Annotated in this window: 7 protein-coding genes and 1 pseudogene; all 8 read right to left on the bottom strand. The window is 41.5% G+C overall.

The window, feature by feature from the left end:
• Positions 1-117: 117 nt before the first annotated feature.
• A complete protein-coding gene (locus BUB85_RS20405) occupies positions 118-1023 on the bottom strand; it encodes a DMT family transporter (RefSeq protein WP_073113308.1) in 906 nt (301 codons plus the stop codon).
• Positions 1013-1867: a helix-turn-helix domain-containing protein gene (locus tag BUB85_RS20400; RefSeq protein ID WP_073113307.1), complete on the bottom strand. Its 855-nt coding sequence runs from the start codon at positions 1865-1867 to the stop codon at positions 1013-1015. Before BUB85_RS20400 ends, BUB85_RS20405 begins: the two co-directional genes overlap by 11 nt.
• A gap of 133 nt (positions 1868-2000) precedes the next feature.
• Positions 2001-2708: an ABC transporter permease gene (locus BUB85_RS20395; protein WP_073113306.1), complete on the bottom strand. Its 708-nt coding sequence runs from the start codon at positions 2706-2708 to the stop codon at positions 2001-2003.
• Positions 2708-3625, bottom strand: coding sequence for an ABC transporter ATP-binding protein (locus BUB85_RS20390; RefSeq protein ID WP_073113305.1), 918 nt, complete (start codon positions 3623-3625; stop codon positions 2708-2710). Before BUB85_RS20390 ends, BUB85_RS20395 begins: the two co-directional genes overlap by 1 nt.
• Positions 3626-3721: 96 nt before the next feature.
• Complete coding sequence (locus BUB85_RS20385; RefSeq protein WP_073113304.1) at positions 3722-4663, bottom strand: sensor histidine kinase; 942 nt, start codon at positions 4661-4663, stop codon at positions 3722-3724.
• A complete protein-coding gene (locus BUB85_RS20380; RefSeq protein ID WP_073113303.1) occupies positions 4660-5352 on the bottom strand; it encodes a response regulator transcription factor in 693 nt (230 codons plus the stop codon). The genes BUB85_RS20385 and BUB85_RS20380 overlap by 4 nt, the downstream gene beginning before the upstream one ends.
• Before the next feature lie 4 nt (positions 5353-5356).
• Positions 5357-5683 (bottom strand): LPS biosynthesis protein, encoded by a 327-nt coding sequence (locus tag BUB85_RS20375; RefSeq protein WP_073113302.1) that lies wholly within the window; start codon positions 5681-5683, stop codon positions 5357-5359.
• A 145-nt stretch (positions 5684-5828) separates the two neighbouring features.
• Positions 5829-6246, bottom strand: a pseudogene (locus BUB85_RS21640) (hypothetical protein); the annotation flags it as partial.

Genomic DNA, 6246 nt, shown 5'->3' with positions numbered 1-6246 from the left:
AGGAAGGCGCACAGGAATATCTTACAATCATGAGCTATATTGGGACTGCTCATAAGCATGGAATAAATGCTTTTACAGCAATCAGAGAAGCCCTTTTAGGGAATTCCGATATCATCTTTAACTAATGGAGTTCTGAACAGTTACAAATAATTTACGCTCCGACAGGAACAGGCCCGCCAGTGTAAATACGATTCCAACTACCGCCATAAACGTAATCGTTTCACGAAGTACCAATACGGATGTCACCACCGTAATGACCGGCACCATGTAAATATACACACTGGTCTTAACTGCCCCCAGTGTCCTGACCGCGAAGTTCCAGGTCACAAAACACAGAGCCGACGCGCCCAGTCCCAGGTAGATCATGTTCATCAGTGGCACTGGTCTTAAAAGACGGGAAATATCCAGTTTGAAATCGAGCAGAAACAGCATCGGTATCATAAATAAAAGTCCATAAAAGAACACCCGTCTCGTAGTCAGAATCGTATGATATCCAAAACTGCTTATTTTCCTTGTCAAAATCGAATAACAGGCCCAGACAAAAGCCGCCAGTACCGCTAATACATCCCCCATTGGATTCAGTTCCATCCTGGAGCCATTAAAACTGATAAGAATGATACCCGCCATCGCCACCACGAAACCAATAAGAAAATTTGCTCCCAGCCTTTCCTCTTCTTTCAGAAATAAGTGACATAAAATGGCGGTGAAAAAGGGCGCTGCGGATATAATGACACCCACATTCGATGCCATCGTATATGTCAATGCGATATTTTCCAGCAAATAATACATACAGATGCCGCACAACCCGGCCGCCGCAAGGATTCCTTCCTGCTTTGGTGTAGTCCCCTTCAGTCTGTGAGGGTACACTACGAACAGCGCCAACAGTCCTATAAGAAACCGAAGGAACAAGATCTCCACCGGCTGAAAATCGTTTAACAATATCTTGGTCGATATAAAGGTAGTGCCCCAGATGATAATCGTAAGCAATGCAGATAGATGTCCTATCGTATTTTTAGTTTTCATCTATCTGGTCCTCCGTATTCTGGGAAAGCGGACGTTCAAGAAAAATGTCCCGATAAATGCCTGGTGTGAGACCAATAAATCGGTTAAAATAATTTGTAAAATGGCTCTGATCCGTAAAGCCTGTCTGCAGAGCAGTTTCCACCGGTGCCATTCCCTGCTCCAATAGTTTCTTTGCCTCGCTGATACGGACATTTTCCAGATAGCTGTATGGGGTAACGCCTTTATCCTTTGTAAATGCCCGCAGCAGCGTAGACCTGCTCAGTCCGGCATGACGGCAGATCAGATCCAGATCGATATGCTCTGTGTAGTGCTGCTTAATAAAAGTACATGCCTGCTCAATTTCCTCCCGACATTCCGGGACGCAGTTTTCAAAAGGCTGACCATACTGCTGAATCAGCATGGAAATCAGCAATAACAGATTTTCTTCCTTACCAAATTCGCAGGCCCCCTCCATCACCAGTTCATGCAGTGGCTGAAGATAACAGGTTACTTCTTCATCCTGAATAACATTTTCTGAAAAACCCGGTAATTCCCGCTTTCCGGTCACTTCTTCCGACAAATCTAACATGACCTCTTTCGAAATATTAAATCCTCTATAATCCAGTGTACTTCCGTCGTTCTGCACACAGGCATGGTTATCACCCGGATTAAATAATACCGTATCCCCTTTTTTTATTAAATATTCCTGATTCCTGCAGGAAAGCATGCGCTGCCCATCTTCTACAAAGCCAATGACATAATATTCGTGGAAATGATTGGGAAATGGTTGTACGATTCCTTCAAAACGGTAAGCTTCTATTCGCAGCTCATCATCAAAGACCACTGTTCTTGTTTCTTTTTTCATGTATGCTCCTCCTCGCCGGTCTAAAAACAGTTTACCATTCCCTTTTATGTATGGCTTGTAAAATATCTTCATTTTTTATAGCTGCCCTTCGCTCATATTTGCATGCTCGTTTTCGACCACCTGAGTTTTCTGGCTACATCAGATCTTTGGTTTCCGCCCCGCTAATGGAAAAGAATGCAAAAACCGCTGAAATAAAAGTTAAAATAACAGGAAATACAGCGTTATCTGCCATTGTAAGATCACCTATATTTGCCTGCGTTAAAATAATCAGCAGAAACGAGGAAATAATCGTTGCCTTTGAGGATTTCATTGCTATTCCGATAAACAGAGCTATAAAGCTCATCGTAACGATAACAGTGGATTTTACAAGCAGCTGGATGTAGAAGCCCAGGTCTGCCATGTTATAGTCAAGTGGAAATGACGATACCATAAAGCATGATCCTAACAAAATACCGCCATAAAGCAGCAGCTTTGTAAGTACCAATGCCGCAAAGTTAAAAATCCACACAGCCAGCATTTGTGAAACAAGAATTTTTTTTCGTTTAATGGGATATGAGAACATCAAAGTCATCGTTTTGTTTTTGTATGCGCTCACGATGAATGACGAAAGCATCACACTGGTAAAGACAAGAAATGACATACTTGTGAACAGTTCAATCGGTGCTGATATTGTATTATTTCCGGGAGCCGCATCTGGTACGCCTGTATCCGGATCATTTGCGATGCCCAGATAAGCAAGTACGAACATGAACAGACAGAGGATCGCCGCCAGTATTACGGCATTTCTCACGTATTTACCGATATTGTTTTTCTTCCATTCCAGTTTAATCAATTTCCACATTATCTGTTCACCTCCGCAGTCATTTTCAAGAAATAATCTTCCAGCGTTTCAGCCTTTTTGCCGAAAGCAATGACCTCGACATCATTCAGTGCTAAAGCTTTAGATAATTTCTGCGTGGATACACGGTTGTCATAGATGCGGATCTCCCCATCCGCAACAATCTTAAAATTGGTGAGCCCGAGTTTTTCGCTTAATACATAAGCCGCTGTTTTCGTGTTCACTACAGACAATTCGACATAGGCCAGACTCATTTCCTCGATTTCGTTCATGCTGATTTCATTCATCATTTTCCCATGATGGATGACTCCGACCGTATCCGCAATACTTTCGATTTCTGAAAGAATATGGCTAGAGATCATAATTGTGATGCCATACTCAGTGCAGAGCGTTTTTAGCAGATCACGAATCTGCTTCATCCCTGCGGGATCGAGTCCGTTCGTTGGTTCATCCAGAATAAGCAGCTCCGGTTTGCAGAGGATTGCGCGGGCAATTCCGAGACGCTCTTTCATACCAAGGGAATAATTCTTGACAGGTTTGTTTACTGCATCCGTCAGATTCAACAGATCAAGAGCATTTTCGACACTGCCGTGATTGTAGTACCCCATGTACTCACAATGAAGTCTTAAGTTCTCATCTCCCGTCATATGGTCATAAAAAGTAGGAAACTCAATGATACTCCCTATTCGCTTCAAGACCTCATAAGATTGTGGGGTGAGTTTTTCTCCAAAGATCTCGATGTTTCCACCAGAGGGTTTCCAGAGATTTGTTATCATTTTCATTATGGTAGTTTTTCCAGCCCCATTGGGACCAAGAAAACCGTAGATTTCACCTTTTTTCACATGAAGATTAACGTCATTTACGAGATCTTTGCCGCCAATGGTTTTCGTAAGGTGGTTTGTTTGTAAAATATATGGCATTTTTCGTGCCTCCTTTCTAAATACCATTGTAGCGACTTTGATTTTCAAAACTCTTGAATAAATCTTACAAATTTCTTTCGCTGTGTTCAAATATGATTAATAAGACATTTTCTTGAGTTGCACCGTAAATGTTGTTTTTATATAAGGGGTACTCTCCAGCGTAATCGTTCCGCCAAGTTGCAAAGCTAAGTTTTTAGCAATCGTCAGTCCCAATCCGTTTCCCTGTATGTTGCGGTTGCGGGAATCTTCCATCGTGAACAGCCGGTCAAATACGCTGTCCGCAAAGAGCTTGTCAATTCCTTTCCCTTTATCAGTCACATCGATATATACATTTCTTTCATCCGTTCGTAAAACCATTCCCAAATATTTTCCTTCGGCTCCATAGCGAATCACATTCGAAATGAGATTGAATAAAATACGCTGCAGTGCCTCCTTATTTCCCTGCACATAGACCGATGTTTCCGGGACATCAATATCCACTTGAAAATCATTGTTTGTCAGTATTTCATAGAAATCCAGAATGCTTTCCCGACAGATCTCACACACATCAATTTTAGAAAGCTCCAGATCCATATCTCCGGACTCTAATTTTGCCAGAGTGAAAAACTGGTTGATTAATTCCATCACATTTTGACCTTTTTGCTCAATCTTTCCAAGCATTTCATCTGTACACGTCCCATTTACCCGCATGATTTCCAAATATCCCAAGATGACTGTCATAGGCGTTTTAATATCATGGGAGATATTGGAGAGCATTTTTTTAGAAGCAATTTCAGAACAGCGGTATTTTGCTTTTACTTTCAGATGATGCTCCAACAGGCGGTTTATCTGTGCCGCAAGTTCCATCAGTTCTTGATTTTCGGTGAAAATCATAACTCGCTCATCACTGTCCGTATCCGTTATCTCTTTGAGCTTTCCACTGATCTTTTGCAATTTTGTCTGTATGCCAGTGCGAAAAATGAACTGCTGATAGAGGATGATCCCGATTAAAATCACGATACAAAGAATCAGAAAAAACAGAATTGTCGCTTCGCTCATAACACTTCTCCTAATTTATAGCCAATCCCCCAGACCGTAAGCACATACCTGGGCTTACGGGTGTCATCCTCAATCTTATTCCGAAGTCTGCTGATGTGAACATTTACAGCATTTTCATCTCCGCAGTAGGCGTCATTCCAAACAAGGGAATACATCTGTTCTTTTGTATAGACCTTTTTTGGATTTTGCAGAAGAAGTTTCAAAATGTCAAATTCCTTTGCGGTCAGTTCAACAGCCTCACCTTTCTTCGTGAGCGTATAATCGGATAAATTCATTTCTAAATCTCCAGCCGTCAATACTGCCGGGACAGCAACCGGAACCGTATCATATTGCGTGGTCCGCCGTATGATGGATTTTATGCGGGCCAAAACCTCGACAACGGAAAACGGCTTTGTAATATAATCGTCGGCCCCCAATCCCAGCCCTAATGTTTTATCTGTTTCTGTATCCTTGGCAGACACGATGATGACAGGCACGACACTATTTTTCCGAATATATTCCAGGACGTCCATTCCGCTGATTTTTGGTATCATCAGATCCAGGATGACAAGATCATATATACCTTCTCCAAATTTGCGGCATGCACTTTCACCGTCATAAGCCGGAATCACTTCATAATTTTCTGATGTTAAATATTCCTTTAACATCCCGCTGATTTCCATATCGTCTTCAACAAGTAATATCCTCATGGGTTCAACCCTTTCTAAGAATCTCCTTCGGCGCTTCTATTTCATTTGCAATCGTATGCTCTGTTAGTTCCGACAACATCTTTATTTTTTTGTTTATTATGGGCCGCATGCAATTTGGGACATGCTCTTGATGTGCCCGATGAATTGCAACACATTCTTTGCAGTTTCCGTGATATCTGCATGCTTTTTGACAGGAACAATGGTCTTTTTCTTTATATTCTGTTCTAAAGTCAGATGCAAATTCTTCCTGCATTCTTAATCCTTCCTGACGATTTCCTTTATGAAATTCCATCATCGCCTCAATTTCTTTTTTATTTCCTTCAATAACCATAATCGATATAAAACCTCCAGCTTCGTATTTGTATTCGAGACAATTATATCCCCTTCCCCTGCAGTCCGCAACAAAATAAAGACCAAAAGCTATTATGCCTCTGGCCTTTGTTTTCTGTTTTCTATTCTATTACATAATCACTAATTTACTTTTTCAGCCTCTTAATTTGTTCCCTTAGTTCTTCGTTTTCCTTCTCAAGTCTGAGCTTTTCTGCTTCAATCGCCGCTTTTTCCGCTCCGATTACTGCCTTTTCCGCTTCTAACTGATCGATTTGGATCCGGTATTTATCCAGTGGAAGTTCCATGGCTCCGTCCAATAATGGTTTCATTTCCCCGGCCCCCTTTAACTCTTCATAGTGATCACAGATATGCTGATACAGAAGATTCGTCATTTCAATCAACTGGTCTGCATCGTCCCTTGTGATATTCCCTACCTGAAAGTTTGCTTTGATACTTCCGAGTATATCATTCTCAATCAGATTCTGCAACGCTTTCAGCGTATCTTTTGTGATACCGTTTTTCACCATTTTTTTCAGTTTGAGCAGTTGAAATGGGATGAGTACC

This window comes from Hespellia stercorisuis DSM 15480 (assembly GCF_900142165.1).
GTDB lineage: Bacteria > Bacillota > Clostridia > Lachnospirales > Lachnospiraceae > Hespellia > Hespellia stercorisuis.
Note: the sequence above shows the minus strand (reverse complement) of the source record. Positions and strands in the feature narration are given on the sequence as shown.